The sequence below is a fragment of the Halochromatium sp. NSM3 genome (assembly GCF_059621085.1).
This window is the reverse complement of the sequence record NZ_JCAQIA010000001.1, coordinates 74722-97121: the sequence shown is the minus strand read 5'-3', so window position 1 is coordinate 97121 and position 22400 is coordinate 74722. Positions and strand designations below refer to the sequence as shown.

Below are 22400 nucleotides of genomic sequence, written 5' to 3'. Positions count from 1 at the left end.
GGTCGGTTATGCAAAGCTTAGCGATATTCTCATTTTCATCATCAGACTGTTCGACCGTCTCGTTGCGCGGGAGGTCGTTCATCGAGCCTAGCGAGGGGTCGACAAACGCATGAACGAACAAGGCACGGATAAGGGCCGCAGGCGCATCCTCGTCGCCGCAACGAGCGCAGTCGGTGCTGTCGGCGTCGGCTTTGTGGCCGTCCCTTTCATCGCCTCCATGAATCCGAGCGCAAAGGCGCGGGCTGCGGGCGCTCCAGTCGAGGCAAACGTGAGTAAGCTGGAGCCAGGGGCGCTGCTACGCGTCAAGTTCCGCGGTCAGCCGATCTGGGTGGTGCATCGCACCGACAAGATGCTCGAATCGTTACCAACGCTGGAATCCAAATTGGTTGATCCGAGTTCGGAACTCGCGACTCAGCAGCCCGAGTACTGCCAGAACCCAGAGCGGGCTATCAATCCACGCTACTTCGTGGTGATCGGTATCTGTACCCACCTGGGTTGCTCGCCGACCTATCGCCCAGAGGTGGCGCCGGACGATCTTGGCCCGGACTGGAAGGGCGGTTGGTTCTGTCCTTGCCACGGGTCGAAGTTTGACCTGGCGGGGCGGGTCTACAAGGGGGTTCCGGCACCGACGAATCTCGTCATCCCGAAACACACTTATTTGAACGAATCCACCATCCTCATCGGTGAGGATGAAGAAGGAGCCGCCTGATGAGCGTTGAGACGGTCGATACAGCGCCGAGAGGGTTTCTCGGTTGGCTGGATAAACGTTTTCCGGTCATGGCCGTGTGGAATGACCACATGGCCCAATACTATGCGCCGAAAAATATGGGGCTTTGGTCGATCTTCGGCTCGTTGGCCCTGGTGGTGCTGATCATTCAGATCGTCAGCGGTCTGTGGCTGGCGATGTCCTACAAGCCCTCGGCGGCGGAAGCCTTCGCGTCAGTCGAGTACATCATGCGTGATGTCAACTGGGGCTGGCTCCTGAGGTACATCCACTCCACAGGGTCGTCGTTCTTCTTCATCCTTGTCTATCTGCACATGTTCCGCGGGCTGATGTGGGGTTCCTATAAAAACCCTCGCGAGCTGCTCTGGATCATCGGTGTGGTGATTTATCTGGCGATGATGGCGACGGCCTTCTTTGGCTACCTGCTGCCTTGGGGGCAGATGTCGTATTGGGGCGCGCAGGTCATCGTCAACCTGTTCGCGGCGGTGCCGGAGATCGGCGGTGACCTCTCGACCTGGGTGCGTGGTGACTTCGTCATCTCCGACGTCACACTCAACCGGTTCTTCGCCTTCCACTTCGTGATTCCGTTCCTGCTCGTAGGGCTGGTGTTCATCCACATCGTCGCGCTGCATCGGGTGGGTTCCACCAATCCCGATGGCATCGAGATCAAGAAGGGGCCGAAGGGTAACCAGTGGGATCCCAATCAGCCTGCCGATGGCATCCCTTTCCATCCTTACTACACGGTAAAAGACATCACCGGCCTCGTCGTCTTCCTGGCGATCTTCTCGGCTGTTGTCTTCTATGCACCAGATCTCGGTGGGCTTTTCCTCGAAGCGCCGAACTTCCAGCCGGCTGATCCGCTGAAGACGCCCGTGCATATCGCGCCGGTGTGGTACTTCACGCCCTACTACGCAATGTTGCGCGCGGTGCCGCCGATCGGGGGCTCGCAATTCCCAGGTGTCGTCGTGATGTTCGGCGCGATTCTGATCATGTTCCTGCTGCCGTGGCTCGATCGCAGCCCGGTGCGCTCGATGCGCTACAAAGGGGTGCTCTCGCGCTTCTTCCTCGCCGTGTTCGCGGTGTCGTTCGTGGTGCTGGCGTATCTAGGTCTGATGCCCTCGACCGACCTCTATACCCTGCTGGCACAGATCTTCACTGTCCTGTACTTCGCATTCTTCCTACTGATGCCGATCTACACCAAGCTCGAAAAGACGAAGCCGGTTCCGGAGAGGGTGACGTCATGAAACACGCAATCCTTGCACTCGCCCTCTTGTTGGCCCCGCTGGCGGTGATGGCCGCTGGTGGCCATGGTCCAAAGCTCCAAGATGCCAACATTGATCTCAGGGATCAGGCGTCCATGCAGCGCGGAGCCAAGTACTTTGTCAATTACTGTCAGGGTTGTCACTCGCTGAAATACATGCGGTATCAGCGCATGGCCCAGGATCTGGGTATCCCCGAGGATGAACTGCGCGAGAATCTTCTGTTCGGCGATGCCAAGCCGACCGATATGATGACCACTGCGCTCAAGTCCGCCGATGGCGAGGCCTGGTTCGGTACCGCGATCCCGGATCTGACGCTCGTCACCCGCTGGCGCTCGCCGGATTGGGTCTACAGCTACCTGAAGTCCTACTACGTCGATGACAGTCGCCCCTACGGTGTCAACAACCTGGTCTTCCCGGATGTTGGCATGCCGCATCCGTTCGCCCATCTGCAGGGCATCCAGGCACCGGTCCATGCCGGTGGTCATGGCGAGGGAGACGGTGGGCATGTGGTCGGCGTGAAACTGGTCGAGCCCGGTCAACTGACCCCGGCCGAGTACGATGTGATGGTTCGGGATCTGACCAACTTCCTGACCTATGCCGGCGAGCCTTATAAGCTCGAGCGTCGCCAGCTCGGCCTCTATGTGCTGCTGTTCCTTGGTCTGATGTTCATCCTGGCCTTCTACATGAAGCGCGAGTTCTGGAAGGATATCCACTGATCGGCGCCCTGTCGGTGGGGTATGTGCCCCGCCGACGCTCGGCAGTCACCCAAGATGGGCGGTCGGCAGCGAGGCGCTGCCGACCGCTTTTGCGTTGGGATCGTGCCGAACGGACCCAGTGCCGGCTTCCGTTGACCCTGAGAGACGCAATTCGGTGTATGCTTGCGGATTGGCGTCAGGCTCCGGGGAGAGCGGGCGCTGCCCTTGGGATCTATCCCATCACCATTTGTAGCCTGCCTCTGCGTTCCCCGTTGCGCGGTGGTAAGCTCTTCGTCAGGAAACAGAGCCAGTGGCTGGCAACAGACGATCGACCATGACGCTCTTCTCTGATCCGACCTGCCCTTATTGTCATCGCGTGCGGATGGTGATCGCCGAGAAGCGCATCAACATTGAGATCGTCGATGTCGATGCCAAGGCCCTGCCCGATGAACTGATGGAGTTTAATCCTTATGGCACGGTTCCGACCCTGGTCGATCGTGACCTGAGATTGTACGAATCGCTCATCGTGATGGAGTATCTGGATGAGCGTTTCCCGCATCCGCCATTGCTCCCGGTCGACCCGGTTGGGCGTGCGAATGCGCGCTTGTTCATCTATCGGATCGATCGTGATTGGTACGATCGGATGCGCATGATCCGCACCGCCGATGCCGCAACGGCGCGTCAGGCGCGTCAAGAATTGGTCGACAGCCTGGTCGCGGTGGCGCCGATCTTTGCGGCGAACCGCTTCTTCATGAGCGATGAGTTCTCGCTGGTCGATTGCTGCGTCGCGCCGCTGTTGTGGCGCCTGCCGATCCTCGAGCTTGAACTCCCCGCAGCGGCAAGCCCGGTCACTGAGTATGCCGCGCGCATGTTTGAATGGCCGTCGTTCCGCGTTAGCCTGACCGAGGCGGAGCGCGAAATGGTGACCGATCTGGCCTAGACTGCTCGGAGCAACCGATGACCTCGAATCGCCCCTACCTCATCCGCGCCCTCTATGAGTGGATCGCCGATAATGACATGACACCCCATCTGCTGGTGGATGCGAAGCGCCCGGATGTGGTGGTTCCGCGTGACTATGTCGCTGACGGGCGCATCGTGCTCAATGTAGCCGCGAGCGCCGTCCAAGGTCTGGTGCTTGGCAACGAGGCCATCCTCTTCTCGGCCCGCTTTGGTGGCCGTCCGTTCCCGGTCGAGCTGCCGATTGCTGCGGTTGTCGGCATCTACGCGCGCGAGAATGGTCAGGGCATGCTGTTCGCTGAAGAAGACGGCAGTGACCCCGCATCCGCCGATGATGAGGCGAAGAAAGGCTCTGGCGAGGGTGATGCGGGCCGGGGGCCCTCCGACGGCTCGGATGACAAGGCCAAGCGCCCAGCGCTGCGCGTGGTCAAATAGCGGCGCTGGAGCCAAGGCCTTGGCCTGTTAGCTAGGCCGATTGGCTCGACCCGCTGGCTCAAGCGTCATCACTGACCTCGGGGAGCCCGAGGCTCAGATCAACCAGATGGAGCCCGAGCAGCACCAGATAGCCGGTGCGTCGGCCTATCCCCTCCTCGCTGAACTCGAACCGATAGACGCGGCGAATGCGCAGCCCTTGGGTGCGCCAACGCAGCCCGAACCGGCGCAGTGCAACGGCTTGATCGAGCAGCTGTACACCGCGCTCCCGGCAGGCGTTCTGCGCGAGGCCGACCGCCATCTCGCGGTCGCGCGAGGCATCGAGCCAGAACCAGCCCACCAAGCACATCAACACAAGGGCGAGTAGCTGATCGATCACACGGGGCTCCTCGGTACGCTCGCCAGCCGGTCACTGGTCAAACGACGACCGGCTTGGATCAGGTCGGGGGATCATAGGCCAAGCCCCGGGACGGGTGCCAGTCGAGCTGGAAGCCGTCCTGGCTGTTGAGGGGCGCTGGTGACGCGACAGGCCGCGCCCGCCCGGTATATCATGCGCCTCCGATGCGCAGCCCCGACCCCTGTATCCGTGAGCAGTCAAACGCCCGAAGAACCGATCCGCGACACCCAGATTGGGTCCACGCAGCTGACCTTGTTAGGGACCGCGCATGTCTCGCGGGCCAGCACCGACAAGGTCGCTGAACTGCTCGGCGAGGGCGGGCTGGAGGTGGATGCGGTCGCGGTCGAACTCTGTCGCAGCCGCGCCGACTCGCTGACGAACCCCGACGCGCTCGCGGGCCTCGATCTGTTCGCTGTCATCCGTCAGAAACGGGTCTACATGGTCGCCGCAAGTCTGGCCTTGGGTGCTTATCAACAACGCATCGCGGACCAGTTCGGGATCGAGCCCGGGGCCGAGCAGCGCATGGCCCTGCGTTTGGCCGAGGCGCGTGGAGTCCCGGTGCTGCTGATCGACCGCGAGATCGGTATCACCCTGCGCCGGGCCGCGCACGCCCTTGGCTTCTGGCAGCGCCTGAACCTCTTCAGCGGACTGCTCGCCGGGCTGCTCACGCGCGAGAAGGTCACCGAGGACGAGGTCGAACAGCTCAAGCAAGGTGACATCCTCGAGACCGCCTTCGCCGAGTTTGCGCAGGATCGCGCGCGCCTGTTCGCGCCGCTGATCGCCGAGCGCGACCGCTACATGGCGGCCCGCTTGCGGCAAGAGGCGGAGCAACACGGATACCAGCGCATCCTCGCCGTGGTCGGCGCCGGGCACTTGAAGGGGCTCTCGGAGCAGCTTGCGAATGATCCGGCGGCGCCAGCCGAGACCATCGCCGCGCTCAATCAGGCGCCGCCGCCATCGCGCTTCTGGCGGGTCTTCCCTTGGCTCTTAGCAGTGTTGATCCTGGCCGTCTTTGCCTATGGTTTCACCCGCAGCGCCGAACTCGGCTGGCACATGGTCGCCGATTGGGTGCTGATCAACGGCGGCCTCTCGGCATTGGGCGCCGCGCTCGCCGGCGCGCATCCGCTCACGGTGCTGGGCGCCTTCTGCGCGGCGCCCTTGACCTCGCTCAATCCCACCATCGGCGCTGGCATGGTCACCGGTGCCATTGAACTCTCGCTGAGGCGTCCTGCGGTCGGTGACTTCGGCAGCCTCCGCAACGATGTCACCAGTCCGCGCGGCTGGTGGCGGAACCGGGTCTCGCGGGTGCTGCTGGTCTTCATCTTCAGCACGCTGGGCTCGGCGGCGGGCACCTACCTGGCCGGATTTAGGCTGATCGATCGCCTGATCACCTAAGTTTCAGAACACACAGCAGGTCAGCTTGAAGGGCACGTCCTCAGACGACTGCACCGGCCGGCCGGCCGTGCTCGCCTGCATGAAGCGCAGACTGAAGCGGTTTTTGTGGCCGCTGACCTCGGGATAGACGGCCCAATCCAGCCCGATGCCGACCCGGATCAGTTGGGCCGGAACCTGAAGGTCCAGCGCCTCCTGAAAAAAGCCTTCGGGCGCGACCAGTTGCCTCGGGGTGGCGCTGGTGCGGGCCAGCGACAGCACGAGCCGGATGGCCTCGCTGACGGGCTGGATCTCATCGGTCCAGCTGGCCATGCGCGCGCGGCGCTGCTCGATCGGCTGGGTCAGGAAGTGATGATAGAGGGGCACATCGAAGCTGCAGGCGCCGCCCGGGATGCTGTTGCGCTGCGCGATCGCCTTGAGGAAATCATCATCGCGCGCCTTGCTGCCGATCTGCCCGGGAATGTCGTGGATACTGGCGGCGGCCCGCTCCAGACCATCGACGACCTCTTTCAGCGCGCCTTGATCAACGCCCGGCTGATGGCGGACCCGCGCGAGCGTCGAGAGGTTGCGATCGATCTCCTTGAGCAGCTCGGTCTTGATATCGGCGCGGGCGGTGATCGCAACGATATCGAGCAGTCCGTCCAGGGCGGCGCGGGTACTCCAATGCGCTGATTGAGCAACGAAGTAGTCGACCTTCTCGAACAGATGCTCGAGCCGCAGAAAGGTGCGGATGCGTTCGTTCAGCGGATGCTCGAAGATCATTTCTTGAGACACGATGAGGGCTTCCTCGGGCGCTTCCGATAGCGGGTTGGGGCAAGGCTTTGGCACACCAATTCTGCGGCATCGCCGGTATCGGGTAAAGGAACCACATGCGCTCATCCTGGCTGCCGTGGCCTCGCGGCCGATGATAGACTGACGGGCTATTCCATAATAGCTAATGGTCCCACCCTGTCTCGGGACCGCGAATCGAGGGAGTCACATGGCCGGTCATAGTAAATGGGCCAACATCAAGCACCGCAAGGCCGCGCAGGACAAGAAGCGCGGCAAGATTTGGACCAAGCTGATCCGTGAGGTCACGGTCTCGGCGCGCGAAGGCGGCGCCGACCCTGGCTCGAATCCGCGGCTGCGCCTGGCGATGGACAAGGCCTTTGGCGCTAATATGCCACGCGATACCGTCGATCGGGCGATCAAGCGCGGCGCCGGCGCCGATGATGGCGACAACTACGAGGAGATCCGCTACGAAGGCTATGCGCCCGGCGGTGTCGCGGTGATGGTGGATTGCATGACCGACAATCGCAACCGCACCGCCTCCGAGGTGCGCCATGCGTTCAGCAAGTATGGCGGCAATCTGGGCACCGATGGCTCGGTGGCCTATCTATTCTCGAAGCAGGGCGTGGTCAGCTTCCAGCCCGGTACTGATGAAGACGCGGTGATGGAGGCCGCGCTCGAGGCCGGGGCCGAGGATGTGGTGGTGAACGATGACGGCTCGCTCGATGTGATCACCGCTCCCGAGGAGTTCAGTGCGGTCTGCGACGCACTGGCCGCAGGCGGCTTCGATACCAGTGTCTCCGAGGTCAGCTTCAACGCCGCGACCCAGATCGAACTCGATGCCGAGGGCGCCGAAAAGCTGCTGAAGATGGTCGACGCGCTCGAGGATCTCGACGACGTGCAAGAGGTCTACAATAACGCCGACATTCCCGATGACATCATGGCCGCGCTCGACAACTGAGCAGCAGCGGGCCATCAGCCGTTCAGCCCATGTCACAGCCGCCGCTTCGCCATCGCGTGCTCGGCATCGATCCCGGCTCGCGCAACACCGGCTATGGCGTGATCGATACCGATGGTCAGCGCAGCACCTGTATCGCGCGCGGTTGCGTGCGGGTCGGCCAGCATGCCTGGCCGGATCGGCTGGGGCTGATCTTCGATCAGGTCGCGGCCCTGGTCGCCGAGCATCGCCCGCATGAGATGGCGGTCGAGCAGTTGATCTTCGCCCGCGATGCGACTGCGGCGCTGAAGATCGGTCAAGCGCGCGGCGCGGTGCTCTGCGCCGGCCTCAAGGGCGGGGTGGTGGTGCACGAATACAGCCCGAAATCGGTCAAACTCGCGGTGGTTGGCACCGGTAATGCCGAAAAGAGTCAGGTTCAACATATGGTGCGTGTGCTTTTGTCGCTCAGCGATCAACCGGGTGAGGACGAGGCCGATGCGCTCGCCATCGCGCTCTGCCATGCCCACTCGATGGGCATCCCGCAGCGCAAGCGGGCGGCGGCGAGCTGGCGCGATTTCCGGCCATGATTGGGCGCCTGCGCGGCGAGATCATCGCCAAACATCCGCCACAGGTGCTGATCGACTGTGGCGGCGTGGGCTACGAGGTCGAGGCGCCGATGTCGACCTTCTACGATCTGCCGGCGGTCGGTGAGTCAGTGACGCTGGTGACCCATCTGCTGATCCGCGATGACGCGCATGTACTCTATGGGTTTCGCAGCGAGCACGATCGCGCCCTGTTTCGCGCCTTGCTGCGTGTGACCGGCGTCGGCGCGAAGATGGCGCTAGCGATCCTCTCCGGGATGGATGCGGCGCGCTTTGCCCAATGCGTCGAGCAAGAGGACATCGCGATGCTGAGCCGGCTGCCCGGCATCGGCAAGAAGACCGCGCAGCGGCTGGTGATGGAGATGAAGGATCGCATCGCCGAGCTCGGTGACCCGCCCGCGCCGGGTGCCGGGGCGCCAGCGGCGGCCACGGCGATGCCGATGACGGCGCCGGATGATCCGCTCACCGACGCCATCGGCGCGCTGATCGCGCTCGGCTATAAGCCGCCGGATGCGAACCGCATGGCGCGCGCAGCGGATGACGGTGCCAAGACCTCCGAAGAGATCATCCGTGCCGCACTGAAATCGGTGAGCCCGAGCTGAATGCCCCCGGGTCTTCAGATCCTATGTGCTATGGTGTCGGCCCCGCCCTTCCAGTGAGCCTTCGTCGCGCGTCTTGACAGTGACCGAGCCCGATCGCCTCATTAGCCCTGCGGCTGCCAGCGATGACGGCGCGCTGGATCGCGCCATCCGCCCGCGACGCCTCGCCGATTATGTCGGCCAGCCGGCGGTCTGTGAACAGATGGAGATCTTCATCGGCGCCGCGCGCGGCCGGGGCGAGGCGCTCGACCACACCCTGATCTTCGGCCCGCCGGGGCTCGGCAAGACCACCCTTTCGCACATCATCGCGCACGAGATGCAGGTCAACCTGCGCCAGACCTCGGGACCGGTGCTGGAAAAGCCGGGCGATCTTGCGGCGCTGCTGACCAACCTCGAGTCCGGCGATGTGCTCTTCGTCGACGAGATTCATCGCCTCAGCCCGGTGGTCGAGGAGGTGCTCTATCCGGCGATGGAAGACTTCCAGCTCGACATCATGATTGGGGACGGTCCGGCGGCACGCTCGATCAAGCTCGATCTGCCGCCGTTCACGCTGGTCGGTGCGACCACCCGCGCTGGGTTGCTGACCTCGCCGCTGCGTGATCGCTTCGGCATCGTGCAGCGACTCGAGTATTACTCTGATGAGGACTTAGCGCGCATCGTGCGCCGCTCAGCCGAGATCCTGGCGATCAAGACCGATGCCGATGGCGCCGCCGAGATCGCGCGGCGCTCGCGCGGCACGCCACGGATCGCCAATCGGCTGCTGCGCCGGGTGCGCGATTTTGCCCAGGTGCGCGCCGATGGCGAGATCAGCCGTGAGGTGGCTGACCAAGCGCTGGCGATGCTCAAGGTCGATGCGCGCGGCTTCGATCACATGGACCGACGACTGCTGAGCGCGGTGATCGAGAAGTTCGATGGCGGGCCGGTCGGGGTCGAGAGTCTGGCCGCCGCGATCGGCGAGGAGCGTGGCACCATCGAAGACGTGCTCGAGCCGTTCCTGATCCAGCAGGGCTATCTGATGCGCACCCCGCGCGGGCGCATGGCGACCAAGACCGCCTATCAGCACTTTGGCTTATCACCACCGCAGCCGGACTTGCTCGATGTGGGCGACGATAGTCGAGTGAGCGGCAAGACCTGAAGGTCGAACACATGAGTGGCTTTGTAAGCTGATTTAAATGGCCCTTCGACGAATGAGGTAGATGACCGATGTCGATGACCGCTGAACTCTATGACTTAGACTATTCGGCGTGGGCAAAGCAACAGATTGAGCTGTTGCATCGAGGGCGTTTCGCGGATTTGGATCTTGCGCACTTGATACAGGAACTTAACGAGATGGGACGCAGCGAGCGCAATGAACTCGAGAACCGACTGGTCGTTCTACTCGCCCATTTATTGAAGTGGCAATTCCAATACGGCGAGCTTTCTGATCGCTGGAAGGAATTCAAGGGTGACAGCTGGCGTTCGACCATCATCGAACAGCGCGACCGCATTCAGCGACGGTTGGACAAGTCCCCTGGCTTGAAGCCCGCCTTACCGGGGCTGATCGATGAAGCCTATCAGGATGCATGCCGGCTGGCCGCAAAAGAAACAGGCCGATCACGTGATCGCTTTCCAGCGCAGTGCCCTTACACGACGGAGCAACTCTTGGATGACGGCTTCTATCCCGGCGAAGGTTGAACACAATGAGCGGATTGGCAGCGGGTTTCTACCGCATCAGCGTTGGAGACGACCGAATCGGGCTGTCCGCCAGCGCTGAGGCACCGGCCGTCGCCATGGCGACGAGGGTGGTCGATGATCCGCTCATCGATACCATGGGTGCGCTAACCGCGCTCGGCTACACGCCAGAGGATGCCAATCGCATGGCGCGCCGGCGCGCCGAATATGTCGGTCAGCCGTCGGTCTGCGAGCAGATGGCGATCTTCATCGGCGCCGCGCGCGGTCGTGGCGAGGCGCTCGATTAAGCTCGATCTGCTGCGGTGATCACCACCTTGTGGCTCGCGGCCCGCCAACTCAGGATCTCATTCGTAAGGTATGCCTATCACCATGGAACCCGCTCATCGTATCGACACTTGCCTGCAAACACTGTCCGCTCTGCTCGACGAGGCCGCCAACATCGACGGCCTGACACCCCTGGACCTAGCCGCCGAGCGCATACTGCTCGAGCAGTTGCGCGAACAACAGGATCGCCCGCTGCGCGTTGCGATCATCGGCGAGTTCAGTACCGGCAAGTCCACCTTTATCAACGCCGTCCTCGGTCAGGATCTGCTGCCAGCCCGGTACCTGCCAACCACACGGCAGCTCATGTGCATCTGCCACGGCGAAAGCCCGGGGCAAGTCTCCGTGGCGGTAAACGCTAATCTCGCGGAGACCCAAACCGCTGACAGCGCGGACGATGCCCCGACAGTTTGGACGTCTGAAACCGCTGCCTCGCTACGCGAAACCGCGCCGCCCCAGCCCCTGTCACAGCAGGCGATTTTGGATCTCGCGGAAACCAGCCAGCCGCTGCAGATCAGGCTGCCGATCCCCGTACCCTGGTCGAATTTCCACATCTACGACACACCGGGCGTCAACGACGCGACCAGCATGGCCGAGTCCGTGATTTTCGACCTGATGGACCAGGTCGATGTGGTGATCATGATGTTGCGCGCTCAGCAAGCACTCACGGCGTCGGAATCCGACTTCCTCAGCCACCTCGTGCGCCATAAGGATCTCGATAAGTTCTTCTTCAGCATCAATTTCTGCGACAGCAAGGCGGCTAGCGAAGCTGCTTCCGTGCGCGCTTATGTGGTTGAAACGCTGGGCGAGCTGCGCAATTGGCCGATGCAGTCCTTAACTGAGCGCATCTTTCTGTGCAGTGCCCGTCAGAGCCTAAACGCTGCTCTCGGCAAGGCCGATCCGACGGCGAGCGATCACCCGAACGAGCATATGCGCCTGCTCACGGCTGTCCACGACTATGCTGCGATACGCAAACAGGTGCTGCTGCGAGAGGCTGCTGACAGCCTGTTGCGCACCGTCGCGGAGTCCGCAGCGAACAAGCTGAGCGCGGCTTTGGAGGTTGTGGATGATCAGGACACGAGCCAAGGGCAGGCGCTGATCGAGATCAACCAGGCCATTACCGACTTCCGGGTGGCGATCCGCGAGGAAGAGTTGGCCCTGCAACGGCGGATCGGTGACCGCAAGACGGCATTGCTGCACGATGTCGATAGCGCTTTCGATGACATCGAGCAGGTCTTGCAAGACTGGGTCGCGAGTGCACCCCTTAACATGCTCGCCGGCGATGGCCCGAGCAAGCGCCTGCGAATGACTGTGGAAGAACGGTTGACTCCCTTACTGGACGCCTTTCGCGAGGATCTGAGCGGCGCTTTCACCGATCTCGATCAGCGTATCCTGCCAATGGCAGCGCGCGCTAGCGCACGCATCGATGGTGTTCGTCAGGGCTTCGACCTCGGACCGTTGTTAGCGGGTACAAGCCTGGCGACGGCAGGCTATCTCGTGGTCAGCGCGGCCTTACCCTGGGTGCTCGGCGCAACCGGTGTCTTTGCTGTGACTGCTGGGCTTGCCAGCCTCATCCCCGGCGTCGGTGTTACCGTTGGTGCGCTGCTTGGCGCTGGAGTCGGCGCCGCAGCCAGCAATGCGCCGCAGATGTTGCGGGGAGCAGCAGGAGGCGTTGCGAGCGGCTACGGTTGGCTCCGCGACTGCATCCGCAACTGGCAGGAGCAGCAAAGTCGGTCCGCCTATGCTCAGCAGCTCGCTACGCTGCTCGATGGCTTGCGTCCTGAAGTCAAATCGCGCCTCGATCAGGCCATCGATCCCGAGCGGATCATCTACGATGCGCTCAATGCTCGGTTCCCCGAGGCCCTGATGCTAGAAGAGCGCCGCCTGCTCGCCACGCGGCTAGAACGCGACCAGCTCCGTGCGGCTCGGCAGCGCATTGAGGCCCTGCGCGTCGGCTTCATCGCGGCCATCCCGCCGGGGAGGACGTCCCATGACTGATTTAATGAGCTTCGAACAACGCAAACAGCAGCTGCAGGGGCACTATGACCGACTGATTGGTTTGGTTCAAACTGGTGAGGTGTTGCCTGAGCCAGCGCCGGATCTGGCCTTGCTGCGGGCCGCTCGGGACGCACTCGACGGCGACTTGCGGCTCCGGGTGCTGCTCATCGGGGATTTTAGTACGGGCAAAAGCAGCTTTATTAACCGCTTTCTGCTCAAGCAAGATCTGTTGCCGGCTTGGTCCACGCCGACCACCACCTTGCCAACCCGCATCCGCCATGGCCAGCAGCTGCGCGCCGTCCGCTATCAGCGATCAGCGCGGGAGGACGTGGACCTGGAGGAAGAGGTTGTCACCGAGAACATCGCCGAGACCCTCAAGGTGTGGGTCTCGACTACGGAGAATAGCGCGACCAACAGCAGCTCCCCGGTTTTTGTAGAGGCCCCGACGCTGACCACCGGGCTCGAGATCGTTGACGCACCGGGGCTCAACGATCCCAACCCTGAGCGCATGAAACTGACGCTCGACTACCTGAATCAGGCCGATGGCGTCCTGTTCTTCATCAACGCCATGCGGCCTTGGACGCGTTATGAGGAGACTGTCTTCGAGGGCGAGGTACTGAGCCGTGAGCTGCTTGGAAGGCTCTATATCGTTGTCAATTACTGGGATCAGATCGAGACCTCGCAACGCGATGAAGTGTTGGAGTACATCGATCAGCGGGTTCATGCATCGCTGGCCAAGGGCGCCGCAGCTAAAGCTGCCGATCACCCCATCCCGATTCTGCCCGTATCGGCCAAGACTGGCGAGAATGCGGCACTCATCCAGGAGCAGGTCTGGGACGTCCTTAGTGCCCGCAAGTCGAAAGAGGTGCTGGCGTTGCGGGTTTGCCGCTTCAACCAAGAGCAGGCCAAATACGCGAAGATTCTGGATGACCGCCTCGGGCTGCTCGGGCTCGATGCACAGGGCCAGGCTCGGCGACGGACCCAGCTGCAGCAGGAGATCAAGGACTATGAGCAGCAGCGCGAGACCTTTCTCAACAACCTTCAACGCCTGTTGGTGCTGGATTTTCAGCACTATCACGCGCAGTTCCAGCGCCTGTTTGAGGGCATGAAAGACGCTGTCATGGATCTGGAAAAAGACGCCTTGGCCTTGTGCTCCGCCAAAGAGCTTAACGACTTCTTGCCCCAACGCCTCAGTCGTCTGCAGAAGCAGACTGCTCGCAAGCTGGAGGCCATGGACGCGGCCTTCCTCGAGCGCCTTCGTGCAACTATTGAAGGCCAGAAGGCCAATATTGGCGTTCTGCCGAGCAACGCCTTGACCATGGAAGAGTACGTGCTCCGCTGGCAAGGGCTCGATGGTGGGCCTCTGGCGGAGAGTGCGCCTATTGCCATGGGTGGAATGGGACTCGCTGGGCTGCTGGTTGGCGCTGGCACTGCTTGGCAGACCGCGACCGTGGCCACCGCAACACCGGGTGCGTTTGCAGCGATCGGCGCCTTCTTTACTGGCGCTCCGGCCGCGGCGGCCTCCAGCTTCATGCTCTTTGGCGTGCCGGCGATTGCAATCGGTGCTCTGATGCTCGGGGGCGCCTATCTGATGAAAGCGAAAGGAAATGATGGTCTTAGGAAACAGGTTCGTGCCGCGTGCATGCAGTTGACCGAGACGATCGATGATGAGCAATGGAAGACGCTCGATCAACTCAAGGCCCATCAGTCTCAACGCATCTCGCAAATCTGCGCCGATGTCGACGACGATATCGCGCGAGCGTTGCAGGAGCGGCTCACGGAGCTTGAAGCGATTCAGCGGATCGAGGATCAGGGGGCCGCACTCAAGGTGCTGCGCGACCAGATCACTGGATTAGAACTGCGGGTGAACGGATGAGTCAGTCCAACAAGGTTGAGGTGCTGCGCTACGATCAGCGGGTCGTCGCTGCGAAGAAGATTGAGAATGTGCTTGGAGGGCACCATGCCTCGGTGACCGAGATCACCGGGCGCATCCGGCATCTGGCCGAAGCTCCCCTCAGCGTGGTGGTGCTGGGCGAGTTCAGCGCCGGCAAGTCGAGCTTTCTGAACCGCCTGCTGGCAACCGACGCCTTGCCGATGGCCATCTTGCCCAAGACCGCAACCCTGACCCGGCTCGTCCATGCCAACCAGGACGAGATCGGCCGGGTTGAGATCGACCGTCGAGGGACGCTGGGCATTGAGACCGAGGTCATCAGCCATCAGGATTTTGCCGAGCTACAACGCGCGGCGAAGGTGCATGACATCCATGTGGCGCAGGATCTTGGACGTATCCGCGAGGTGCGGGTGTTTCTCGACGACCCACTGCTGACCAAGCTACAACTGGTCGATACCCCGGGCTTCAATCATGATCAGGCCATGGATGAGCGCACCCTCGGCATCCTGGATCGCGCGGATATCGTGCTCTGGATCACCGACGCGGTGCAGCCGGCCAAGCAAACCGAGTTCGAGAAACTGCGTTTGTTGAAGGCACGCGGTAAGCGTATCTGGCTGATCGTCAACAAGGCGGATATCAATGTGACGGATGCGGAGACCTGGGAAGAGTCTCGGCACAGCCTGGAAACCTACTTCAACGACATCGGCTTCCTCGATTTCTTCGAGGCCAAGACCATTGAGCTGATCTCCTGCCGCGAGACGGGGTCGTTCTGGGATGACAAGTTCGTGCAGACCAAGGCCCGTCTGGGAAACGAGATCTTCAATCTGGACGTGCTCTGGTCCCACCGGCTGGTCAGCGATGAGTGGGAGCGGCTTAGGCAGACCTTAGAGGATGAGGCGGAACGCTATCAGGAACTCGAGCGGCAATGTGATGCAATGCAGGCCCTAACCCAGACCCAATCGCGCGCGGACCGCAGTCGGGCAGCCCTTTTAAGGTGCATAAAAACAACATTTAAGATCAGCCGGTTACGATATCAGAGTGGATCTTACAGCCATCGAATCCAGCGATCTCCTACAAGCACTTCGAAGAAAAATCAGGGGCTTGCAGCTGGACACATTTCGCCACCTTAAAAGGGCTGCGCAGTCGGGCTAAATTGAGAGCGGCGCTGGCGGAACAGATGATGGATTTGCGTGATGCGTTAGAGAAGCATAGCGAAACTGGGCGGAAAGCGGCAAAGCAGGGTACCGCGTCCATGATAGCCTTCGTCATGGAATATACCCGCGAAATGCTCGAGCAGGCGTTTCAAAATCTGGCCCGTGCTTATGATCAGTTCCTCAAAGAGTGGTACACCCAGCACCTGACTGAATCAATCCAGTTGCTTGAGATCATCCAGAACACATTACCCCAAGCGCATGGAGCCCTGCGTGCCGATGTGCTGACGCTGAAGAATTATCATCGCCTGCTGCAGGAGCAGCTGGCGCACACTAGTGATCATTTTTGCGGGTATGACCTGCCTGCACTAGATCGGACGGTGGAACTGCTCGATCACCTCAGTATCCAGTTTGAACCGTTCAATTGGCGATTTTGCTTGACCATCGACCAGGATGGCGTGTTGCCGGCCGGAATCTCCGGGACGGTGATGACCTTATCCAAGTACCGTGAGCGCCAACTGCGAGCAGCACTGGAACGGGATTTCTACTCTGACGTGGAACGCCTCGTTTGCGATCCGGCCTATCTGGAACTGCTGGCAAACCTGAAAGAACTGTGCAGCGGGGCCAGCGAGCGCCAGACGGCGGCCCTGACGATCTGGAGGGATCATGGAGCCAGCTCTGAATCTGACTGAACAGGATCGTCTGTGCTTCATGCAGGCGCTCAACGCGGTCGCTTATCGTACGACTAACCCCGGTTCCGTCTGGCTGGAACTACTTCGCCAGTTCCGCGATCTGTTGGGGGTTTTCGAAGACGACTATCAGTTTCAAGCCGGCGTGCCTGGTATTGCCGAAAAGGTCAATCAGATCGCCAACTCACGGGCACGCCTTTATTTTCTGCGCATCATTCACGATATACATCTGAGTGAAGTAGCGAAAGGTCGGCGCTGGTCTGGGAATAAGGATGCCTCAATCGCTAAATTCGAACACTTCTACAGTGAACTCGTCGAAGCCATTCAGCTTTACTAATCGAGGCGCTGCCGTATCTTCGTGAGCCGGAGGGGTGGACTGCTAGCGACCAGGGTCGCTACCAGAGCCAATGCCATTTTCGACGCTTATCGGCGGCACGATAGAGTCCTTTGCGGGTGGTGCCGGCCTGTTTCGCCATGGAGTCGATCAAGTCGAGGCTGAAGGGGGCCTTTGGGCAATCGACCGTCACCTTGCAGAGCCGCTGCGGATCTCGGCGCTCCCACTGTTCATGCGATGTTCCGCGCCCTGGTGTTGGCGCAAAGCCCAGGGTTTTGAGTGCGCGCTTGACCTCCGCGCAGGTCAGCGGAGGCCAACGGCTCACGGGCGCTGTGATGAGATCGTGAGCGGCATGCCGCGGATGAAGTCGTGCACCGAGCGGCGCAACAGGACGCTCGCGATGTGGAGATGGGCGAGATAATATTTAACGCGCTGTCGAAGGGGCGCCTTGCGCGGGATGAGCTGATCGAAGTAGGCGCGGTCGACCGTGAAGGCTTCTTCGACATACTGGTCGATCTGGGCATCGAGTTTATTGCGCGCCTCTTCGCAGGTTTCGCCTTGAGCGGCAAGACAGAGATCGATACAAACAGCGACCCAAAGCCTTGGTCCTTGGTGTTCTGCGTAGCAGCGCAGGCGGAGTTGGTTAGGAAACATGAGGATAGCTGTCGGGTGCTCGGGCGATGGTTGACTGGCAATAGTCTAGTTTCTGAGTCCTGGCGTCGGTTGGCGAGACAGTGACGCTGGTTACGTCAGCCAGGACCGACAGGGGCGACCGATCGTTCGGCTCGCCGGAAGCCGGTCTCTAGCGACCAACGCTAGGCGCACCAAGCGGACCAGGCGCACCAAGCGCGGCGATCGGAATCGCCGTCACGCTCGCCGAGAGCGCTGCCGGCGTCTGCTTCAGGCAGAGTACCGCACTGTGACCGCATGCGGGCTCCAGCGGTTCGACGAGGCTGAAGCTACGGCTGGCATGCTGGCTTGGGGTCGCGGTCTTCTTGATCTCGATCGGATAGAGCCGTTGATCCCTTTCGATGAGGAGATCGATCTCGCAGCCATCACGATCCCGATAGAAGAACAGTTGCACTGACTTGCCATTGTGCCAATAGCTCTTCACCGACGGCATAGGTCTCGAGGATCGCGCCTGACATGGCGCCGGCCTCGCTCCGACGGTACGCGATTACGCAAGCCATGGCTTTCGTGGCTAATCCAGGTAGACTTGTCGGCTGTTCTGACTCTCGTCCGAGCGCCGATACTGGCGCCCCCTCAACAGCTGTGCCTCGATCCGTTCCTATGTCCTCGCAGGCCCCCACATTTGAATGGTCCGTCCGTATCTACTATGAAGATACCGATGCCGGTGGCGTCGTCTATCACGCGCGCTATCTGCACTTTCTCGAACGCGCGCGCACCGAATGGCTGCGCGCGCTCGGCTTCGAGCAGACGCGGCTTCGCGGCGAACAAGGCATCCTCTTCGCCGTGCGCGGGATGAGGGTGGATTTCGTGCGTCCAGCGCGCTTGGATCAAGCCCTGCGGGTGACGCTGAGCCTCGCCGCGCAGCGCCGTGCGAGCCTCGATTTCGACCAGCGGATTCTCGACGCCGACGATGGTCATCTCTGCTGCCGAGCCCAGGTCAATATCGCCTGTCTCGATGCCGAGCGCCTACGTCCAACGCGCATCCCGGCGGGCTTGCTGAGCGCGCTCGGTTCGCCCTCGGATCGACCCGCCAACGGAGACATTGCCCATGGGCGCTGAGCTGTCACTGATCGACCTAGTCGCGCAAGCGGGCCTCGTCGTCAAGCTGGTGCTGCTGGTGCTCGTGCTCGCCTCGGTCCTGTCCTGGGCGGCGATTTTCGATCGCTCGCGGGTACTGAATCGGGCGCGCTCGAGCGCTAATGCCTTCGAGCAACAGTTCTGGTCCGGTGGCGACCTCAGCGCGCTCTATCGCGAACTCGGCCAGGAGGACGCGCGCCTGAGCGGGCTGCCGGTGATCTTTCGCAACGGCTTCAAGGAGTATGTGCGCCTGCGCAAGGTCACGCCGGACGATACCGCCGGCCTGATCCAAGGCGCCGAGCGCGCGATGCGGGTCGCGCTGAGCCGCGAGATGGATCGGCTCGAATCCAATCTCCCGTTTCTCGCCACGGTCGGCTCCACCAGCCCCTACATTGGTCTCTTCGGCACGGTCTGGGGCACCATGAACGCCTTCCAAGCGCTCGGCAACATGCAGCAGACGACACTGGCCTTGGTCGGGCCGGGCATGTCCGAAGCCCTGATCACCACCGCCGTCGGTCTGCTGGCGGCGATTCCGGCGGTGGTGGCCTACAATCGCTATGCCAGTCAGGTCGAGCGCCTGCACAATCGCTACGAGGAATTCATGGAAGAGTTCTCGATTCTCTTGCAGCGGCAAGGACGGGGCTGAGTCCTGATGTCGCGCGTCAACGGGCGAGGACCATGACGAGTAGAGTGCGTCGCCAGCGGCGCCGGCCCATGGCCGAGATCAACGTCGTGCCCTACATCGACGTAATGTTGGTGCTGTTGGTGATCTTCTTGGTGACCGCGCCGTTGATCACCCAGGGCGTCAGGGTCGACCTGCCCGAGGCCGATGCCCAACCGCAAGCCGGCGAGGGCGCACCGCCGGTGATCATCCATATCGATCGCTTCGGTGATACCTATCTCGATCTGGGCGATGCCGAACCGCTGCCGGTCGACCAACAACGGCTCTACGAGCGTTTGCGCGCCGAGCGCGCGCGTGACGCGACGCTCGCCGTGGTCGTGCGCGCCGATGCGACGGTCGACTACGGCATCGTGGTCGATGCCATGGTGGCCGTTCAGGCCGCTGGTGTGCCCAGTGTCGGTCTGGTGACCCAGCCGCCGATTTCCGGCTCGGACGAGGAACGCCGCTGATCGGCCGACTATGTGGGAGATCCTGCAGCGCTTCCCGCGAGCCTATCTCTGGTCGATCCTGCTGCACCTGGTGCTGCTGGTGCTGATGGTGGTCGGCATCGATTGGCGGGTCCAGAATGATCGCGTCGGCGCCTTCGAGCAGATGATCCAGGCACGGATGGGGCAGTCGTCCGAGCTCGCCGAGCGGATCGCGGCGCTGCAGGCAGACTCCGCGCCCGCGCCCGAAGCACCGGCACCGCTGCCAGAACCAGCGCCGGAGTTGGAGCCGCTAGAGCCCGAGTTGCTGCAAGAGCCGGAGCCGGAAATATCGCAGGCGCAGCGTCGAGCTGAAGCGGCCGCCCGCCGCGAGGCCGAGCGCCAGGCCGAGCAGGAACGGCAGCGCGAAGCCGAAGAAGCGGCCCGCCGCGAGGCGGAACAGGAACGACAGCGTGAAGCCGAGGAAGCCGCACGACGCGAAGCTGAGCGCCAAGCCGAGCTGGAGCGACAGCGCGAAGCGGAGGAGGAAGTCCGCCGCGAAGCTGAACGCGAGGCCGAGCAGGAACGGCAGCGCCAAGCGGAAGCAGAGGAGCGCCGCCGAGCCGAGGAAGCCGCACGACGCGAAGCTGAGCGCCAAGCCGAGCTGAAGCGACAGCGCGAAGCGGAGGAGGAAGTCCGCCGCGAAGCTGAACGCGAGGCCGAGCAGGAACGGCAGCGCCAAGCGGAAGCAGAGGCGCGCCGCCGAGCCGAGGAAGCCGCGCGGCGTGAAGCTGAGCGCCAAGCCGAGCTGAAGCGACAGCGCGAAGCCGAAGAGGCGGCCCGCCGCGAGGCGCAACAGGAACGGCAGCGCAAAGCCGAGGAAGCCGCCCGTCGCCAGGCCGAACGCCAGGCCGAGCTGGAACGTGAGCGCGAGGAACTGCGCCGCCAGCGCGAGGCCGAACAGGCCCAGGCGCGCGAGCGGCAGATGCTCGAGGCCCTAGAGGCCGAGGAACGAGCCCTGCGGCAAGGTGACGGGGGCACTGGTCGCGCGAGCGCTCGCCAGGGCGCGGCCTCGGCAGCGGAGATCACGAACCGCTGGGCGCCCCTGATCACCAATCAAGTGCGACAATACTGGGTGCGACCCCAGGGACAGCGCCAGGATTTGGAAACCACGGTGAATCTGCAGCTCGAGCCGGGCGGTGCGGTCATTCCCGGCAGCGTTCGCGTCGTGGAGAGTAGCGGTAAGGCCGCGTTCGACCAATCCGTGGTCGCCGCCATCTATCGGGCCTCACCGCTGCCGGTTCCAGAGGGCGATGAGTTCGAGCTGTTCCGCGACTTCAATCTTGTCTTTCGGCCTTGAGCCGGCAATCCGGGGGAGACGATATGATGCAACGCCCAAGCCATGTGCTGATACCGATGCTCGCCTGTGTGCTCATGCTGGCGATCGGCCAGGCTCAGGCCAAACTCACCATCGAGGTGACCGGTGGCGTCGAGGGCGCGCAACCGATCGCGGTGGTGCCCTTCGGCGATCGCGATGGCGCGCGCCCTGGAGTCGATATCGCCAGCGTCATCAGCGCCGATCTCAGCCGGAGCGGTCGCTTCCGCGCATTGCCGCCGCGCGAGATGCTGAGCCGGCCGCAGCGCGAGGACGAGATCGACGCGCGCGAGTGGCAACTGCTGGGCATGAACAACCTGGTGATCGGTGAGATCAGCCCGGCCGAGAGCGGCGGCTACAGCCTGCGCTGGAGCCTGTTCGATGTCTTCAGCGGCAACGAGATCGCCTCCAATGCGCTGCGCTCGAGCGAGCGCGGGCTGCGCCATGCCGCGCATCGGATTGCCGATCAGATCTATGAGGCTTTGACCGGCGAGCGCGGCGTTTTCGCGACCCGGCTCGCCTATGTCACCTCCGGCCCTCGCGGCAGTGATTCGCGGGTCACGCTGCGGGTGTCGGATGCCGATGGCTACAATCCGCAAACCATCGTCGATTCGGCCGAGCCGATCATGTCGCCGGCCTGGTCGCCGGATGCACAGCGGCTCGCCTATGTCTCGTTCGAAGGTAGCAAACCGAGCATCTTCATCCAGGAATTGGCCAGCGGGCGGCGCGAGCGCGTGACCAGTTTTGAGGGGATCAATGGCTCGCCGGCGTTCTCGCCGGACGGGCGTCGGCTGGCGATGACTCTGTCGAAGGACGGCAATCCAGACATCTATGTGATGGAGCTGGCGAGCAAGCAGTTGACGCGTCTCACCGATCACTATGCGATCGATACCGAACCGGCCTGGTCGCCGGATGGCCGCCAGATCGTCTTTACCTCGGATCGAGGCGGGCGACCTCAGATCTATCAGGTGTCGGCGAGCGGTGGTCCGGCGCAGCGGGTGACCTTTGAAGGCGATTACAACGCCGCCGCAAGCTACTCGCCGGATGGTCGGTCATTGGTGATGGTGTCGCGTGTCAACGGCCAGTTTCATATTCTGGTCACCGATGCAAACGGCGGCGGCTCGCGGCGATTGGTGAGCAATGGCGCGCTCGATGAGTCGCCGAGTTTCGCGCCCAACGGCAGCATGGTAATTTATGCGAGCCAAAACAATGGCCGTGGCGTGTTGTCAGTGACACCAATCGCGGGCGGCTCGGGCCAACGCCTGTCGCAAGAATCAGGCGAGGTGCGCGAGCCGGCTTGGTCGCCGCTGTTACCCTAATCATGCGGAAAACCCCTGAGCACGCGAGGACCG

The 22400-nt window shown here is 62.4% G+C and carries 27 protein-coding genes; 22 read left to right on the top strand and 5 right to left on the bottom strand.

Annotated features, from left to right (window positions below; translation table 11 throughout):
- Positions 1-109 precede the first annotated feature (109 nt).
- The 5 genes from petA to AC54T3_RS00515 all read left to right on the top strand — a co-directional run bounded on the left by petA (position 110) and on the right by AC54T3_RS00515 (position 4073).
- On the top strand, positions 110-709 hold the full coding sequence (petA, locus tag AC54T3_RS00535; protein ID WP_496621521.1) for a ubiquinol-cytochrome c reductase iron-sulfur subunit: 600 nt from the start codon (positions 110-112) through the stop codon (positions 707-709).
- Positions 709-1968: a cytochrome b gene (locus AC54T3_RS00530; protein WP_496621520.1), complete on the top strand. Its 1260-nt coding sequence runs from the start codon at positions 709-711 to the stop codon at positions 1966-1968. The genes petA and AC54T3_RS00530 overlap by 1 nt, the downstream gene beginning before the upstream one ends.
- Positions 1965-2702 (top strand): cytochrome c1, encoded by a 738-nt coding sequence (locus AC54T3_RS00525; protein WP_496621519.1) that lies wholly within the window; start codon positions 1965-1967, stop codon positions 2700-2702. The genes AC54T3_RS00530 and AC54T3_RS00525 overlap by 4 nt, the downstream gene beginning before the upstream one ends.
- Before the next feature lie 313 nt (positions 2703-3015).
- Positions 3016-3621, top strand: coding sequence for a glutathione S-transferase N-terminal domain-containing protein (locus tag AC54T3_RS00520; protein ID WP_496621518.1), 606 nt, complete (start codon positions 3016-3018; stop codon positions 3619-3621).
- Between the two features lie 17 nt (positions 3622-3638).
- Positions 3639-4073, top strand: a complete 435-nt coding sequence (locus AC54T3_RS00515; protein WP_496621517.1) for a ClpXP protease specificity-enhancing factor — start codon at positions 3639-3641, stop codon at positions 4071-4073.
- A gap of 58 nt (positions 4074-4131) precedes the next feature.
- Here AC54T3_RS00515 and AC54T3_RS00510 read toward each other — a convergent pair whose 3' ends face one another.
- On the bottom strand, positions 4132-4449 hold the full coding sequence (locus tag AC54T3_RS00510; RefSeq protein WP_496621516.1) for a DUF3301 domain-containing protein: 318 nt from the start codon (positions 4447-4449) through the stop codon (positions 4132-4134).
- 207 nt (positions 4450-4656) lie between these two features.
- Here AC54T3_RS00510 and AC54T3_RS00505 point away from each other — a divergent pair, with 207 nt between their 5' ends.
- Entirely contained in the window at positions 4657-5862 is a 1206-nt protein-coding gene (locus tag AC54T3_RS00505; protein ID WP_496621515.1) for a TraB/GumN family protein, read from the top strand.
- A gap of 3 nt (positions 5863-5865) precedes the next feature.
- Here AC54T3_RS00505 and zapD read toward each other — a convergent pair whose 3' ends face one another.
- Complete coding sequence (gene zapD / locus AC54T3_RS00500; RefSeq protein ID WP_496621514.1) at positions 5866-6633, bottom strand: cell division protein ZapD; 768 nt, start codon at positions 6631-6633, stop codon at positions 5866-5868.
- 205 nt (positions 6634-6838) lie between these two features.
- Between zapD and AC54T3_RS00495 the strand changes: the two genes are divergently transcribed.
- The 11 genes from AC54T3_RS00495 to AC54T3_RS00445 all read left to right on the top strand — a co-directional run bounded on the left by AC54T3_RS00495 (position 6839) and on the right by AC54T3_RS00445 (position 16823).
- On the top strand, positions 6839-7588 hold the full coding sequence (locus tag AC54T3_RS00495; protein WP_496621513.1) for a YebC/PmpR family DNA-binding transcriptional regulator: 750 nt from the start codon (positions 6839-6841) through the stop codon (positions 7586-7588).
- A gap of 29 nt (positions 7589-7617) precedes the next feature.
- On the top strand, positions 7618-8151 hold the full coding sequence (ruvC, locus tag AC54T3_RS00490; protein ID WP_496621512.1) for a crossover junction endodeoxyribonuclease RuvC: 534 nt from the start codon (positions 7618-7620) through the stop codon (positions 8149-8151).
- Entirely contained in the window at positions 8148-8768 is a 621-nt protein-coding gene (gene ruvA, locus AC54T3_RS00485; RefSeq protein ID WP_496621511.1) for a Holliday junction branch migration protein RuvA, read from the top strand. The genes ruvC and ruvA overlap by 4 nt, the downstream gene beginning before the upstream one ends.
- 79 nt (positions 8769-8847) lie before the next feature.
- Positions 8848-9900 carry a Holliday junction branch migration DNA helicase RuvB gene (ruvB, locus tag AC54T3_RS00480; RefSeq protein WP_496621510.1) on the top strand — a complete coding sequence of 351 codons (1053 nt, stop codon included), beginning with the start codon at positions 8848-8850 and terminating at the stop codon, positions 9898-9900.
- A gap of 74 nt (positions 9901-9974) precedes the next feature.
- Positions 9975-10439 carry a DUF29 domain-containing protein gene (locus AC54T3_RS00475; protein ID WP_496621509.1) on the top strand — a complete coding sequence of 155 codons (465 nt, stop codon included), beginning with the start codon at positions 9975-9977 and terminating at the stop codon, positions 10437-10439.
- Positions 10440-10444: 5 nt separating this feature from the next.
- Positions 10445-10723, top strand: a complete 279-nt coding sequence (locus AC54T3_RS00470) for a hypothetical protein (protein WP_496621508.1) — start codon at positions 10445-10447, stop codon at positions 10721-10723.
- 70 nt (positions 10724-10793) lie between these two features.
- Positions 10794-12755 carry a dynamin family protein gene (locus AC54T3_RS00465; RefSeq protein ID WP_496621507.1) on the top strand — a complete coding sequence of 654 codons (1962 nt, stop codon included), beginning with the start codon at positions 10794-10796 and terminating at the stop codon, positions 12753-12755.
- The gene (locus AC54T3_RS00460) at positions 12748-14631 is read left to right on the top strand and encodes a dynamin family protein (protein ID WP_496621506.1); all 1884 of its coding nucleotides are present in this window, start codon (positions 12748-12750) and stop codon (positions 14629-14631) included. The genes AC54T3_RS00465 and AC54T3_RS00460 overlap by 8 nt, the downstream gene beginning before the upstream one ends.
- On the top strand, positions 14628-15776 hold the full coding sequence (locus AC54T3_RS00455; RefSeq protein ID WP_496621505.1) for a dynamin family protein: 1149 nt from the start codon (positions 14628-14630) through the stop codon (positions 15774-15776). Before AC54T3_RS00460 ends, AC54T3_RS00455 begins: the two co-directional genes overlap by 4 nt.
- A gap of 47 nt (positions 15777-15823) precedes the next feature.
- A complete protein-coding gene (locus tag AC54T3_RS00450; protein WP_496621504.1) occupies positions 15824-16489 on the top strand; it encodes a hypothetical protein in 666 nt (221 codons plus the stop codon).
- Positions 16464-16823: a hypothetical protein gene (locus AC54T3_RS00445; RefSeq protein ID WP_496621503.1), complete on the top strand. Its 360-nt coding sequence runs from the start codon at positions 16464-16466 to the stop codon at positions 16821-16823. The genes AC54T3_RS00450 and AC54T3_RS00445 overlap by 26 nt, the downstream gene beginning before the upstream one ends.
- A 58-nt stretch (positions 16824-16881) precedes the next feature.
- Here AC54T3_RS00445 and AC54T3_RS00440 read toward each other — a convergent pair whose 3' ends face one another.
- The 3 genes from AC54T3_RS00440 to AC54T3_RS00430 all read right to left on the bottom strand — a co-directional run bounded on the left by AC54T3_RS00440 (position 16882) and on the right by AC54T3_RS00430 (position 17943).
- Positions 16882-17145, bottom strand: coding sequence for a type II toxin-antitoxin system HicA family toxin (locus AC54T3_RS00440; protein WP_496621502.1), 264 nt, complete (start codon positions 17143-17145; stop codon positions 16882-16884).
- Complete coding sequence (locus AC54T3_RS00435; protein ID WP_322825734.1) at positions 17142-17474, bottom strand: hypothetical protein; 333 nt, start codon at positions 17472-17474, stop codon at positions 17142-17144. Before AC54T3_RS00435 ends, AC54T3_RS00440 begins: the two co-directional genes overlap by 4 nt.
- A 148-nt stretch (positions 17475-17622) precedes the next feature.
- Positions 17623-17943, bottom strand: coding sequence for a DUF4143 domain-containing protein (locus AC54T3_RS00430; protein ID WP_496621501.1), 321 nt, complete (start codon positions 17941-17943; stop codon positions 17623-17625).
- A gap of 167 nt (positions 17944-18110) precedes the next feature.
- Here AC54T3_RS00430 and ybgC point away from each other — a divergent pair, with 167 nt between their 5' ends.
- The 5 genes from ybgC to tolB all read left to right on the top strand — a co-directional run bounded on the left by ybgC (position 18111) and on the right by tolB (position 22367).
- The gene (ybgC, locus tag AC54T3_RS00425; RefSeq protein WP_496621500.1) at positions 18111-18569 is read left to right on the top strand and encodes a tol-pal system-associated acyl-CoA thioesterase; all 459 of its coding nucleotides are present in this window, start codon (positions 18111-18113) and stop codon (positions 18567-18569) included.
- Entirely contained in the window at positions 18559-19233 is a 675-nt protein-coding gene (tolQ, locus tag AC54T3_RS00420) for a protein TolQ (protein WP_496621499.1), read from the top strand. Before ybgC ends, tolQ begins: the two co-directional genes overlap by 11 nt.
- Positions 19234-19301: 68 nt before the next feature.
- Positions 19302-19718 (top strand): protein TolR, encoded by a 417-nt coding sequence (gene tolR, locus AC54T3_RS00415; protein WP_496621498.1) that lies wholly within the window; start codon positions 19302-19304, stop codon positions 19716-19718.
- Positions 19719-19728: 10 nt separating this feature from the next.
- Positions 19729-21033, top strand: coding sequence for a cell envelope integrity protein TolA (tolA, locus tag AC54T3_RS00410; protein WP_496621497.1), 1305 nt, complete (start codon positions 19729-19731; stop codon positions 21031-21033).
- Positions 21034-21059: 26 nt separating this feature from the next.
- Positions 21060-22367 carry a Tol-Pal system beta propeller repeat protein TolB gene (gene tolB, locus AC54T3_RS00405; protein WP_496621643.1) on the top strand — a complete coding sequence of 436 codons (1308 nt, stop codon included), beginning with the start codon at positions 21060-21062 and terminating at the stop codon, positions 22365-22367.
- The last annotated feature ends 33 nt before the right edge of the window (positions 22368-22400 follow it).

Coding starts and splice junctions, on each gene's coding strand:
- petA (WP_496621521.1), top strand. CDS start 110: ATGAACGAACAAGGCACGGATAAGGGCCGCAGGCGCATCCTCGTCGCC.
- AC54T3_RS00530 (WP_496621520.1), top strand. CDS start 709: ATGAGCGTTGAGACGGTCGATACAGCGCCGAGAGGGTTTCTCGGTTGG.
- AC54T3_RS00525 (WP_496621519.1), top strand. CDS start 1,965: ATGAAACACGCAATCCTTGCACTCGCCCTCTTGTTGGCCCCGCTGGCG.
- AC54T3_RS00520 (WP_496621518.1), top strand. CDS start 3,016: ATGACGCTCTTCTCTGATCCGACCTGCCCTTATTGTCATCGCGTGCGG.
- AC54T3_RS00515 (WP_496621517.1), top strand. CDS start 3,639: ATGACCTCGAATCGCCCCTACCTCATCCGCGCCCTCTATGAGTGGATC.
- AC54T3_RS00495 (WP_496621513.1), top strand. CDS start 6,839: ATGGCCGGTCATAGTAAATGGGCCAACATCAAGCACCGCAAGGCCGCG.
- ruvC (WP_496621512.1), top strand. CDS start 7,618: ATGTCACAGCCGCCGCTTCGCCATCGCGTGCTCGGCATCGATCCCGGC.
- ruvA (WP_496621511.1), top strand. CDS start 8,148: ATGATTGGGCGCCTGCGCGGCGAGATCATCGCCAAACATCCGCCACAG.
- AC54T3_RS00475 (WP_496621509.1), top strand. CDS start 9,975: ATGACCGCTGAACTCTATGACTTAGACTATTCGGCGTGGGCAAAGCAA.
- AC54T3_RS00470 (WP_496621508.1), top strand. CDS start 10,445: ATGAGCGGATTGGCAGCGGGTTTCTACCGCATCAGCGTTGGAGACGAC.
- AC54T3_RS00465 (WP_496621507.1), top strand. CDS start 10,794: ATGCCTATCACCATGGAACCCGCTCATCGTATCGACACTTGCCTGCAA.
- AC54T3_RS00460 (WP_496621506.1), top strand. CDS start 12,748: ATGACTGATTTAATGAGCTTCGAACAACGCAAACAGCAGCTGCAGGGG.
- AC54T3_RS00455 (WP_496621505.1), top strand. CDS start 14,628: ATGAGTCAGTCCAACAAGGTTGAGGTGCTGCGCTACGATCAGCGGGTC.
- AC54T3_RS00450 (WP_496621504.1), top strand. CDS start 15,824: ATGATGGATTTGCGTGATGCGTTAGAGAAGCATAGCGAAACTGGGCGG.
- AC54T3_RS00445 (WP_496621503.1), top strand. CDS start 16,464: ATGGAGCCAGCTCTGAATCTGACTGAACAGGATCGTCTGTGCTTCATG.
- AC54T3_RS00435 (WP_322825734.1), bottom strand. CDS start 17,474: ATGTTTCCTAACCAACTCCGCCTGCGCTGCTACGCAGAACACCAAGGA.
- AC54T3_RS00430 (WP_496621501.1), bottom strand. CDS start 17,943: ATGCCGTCGGTGAAGAGCTATTGGCACAATGGCAAGTCAGTGCAACTG.
- ybgC (WP_496621500.1), top strand. CDS start 18,111: ATGTCCTCGCAGGCCCCCACATTTGAATGGTCCGTCCGTATCTACTAT.
- tolQ (WP_496621499.1), top strand. CDS start 18,559: ATGGGCGCTGAGCTGTCACTGATCGACCTAGTCGCGCAAGCGGGCCTC.
- tolR (WP_496621498.1), top strand. CDS start 19,302: ATGGCCGAGATCAACGTCGTGCCCTACATCGACGTAATGTTGGTGCTG.
- tolA (WP_496621497.1), top strand. CDS start 19,729: ATGTGGGAGATCCTGCAGCGCTTCCCGCGAGCCTATCTCTGGTCGATC.
- tolB (WP_496621643.1), top strand. CDS start 21,060: ATGCAACGCCCAAGCCATGTGCTGATACCGATGCTCGCCTGTGTGCTC.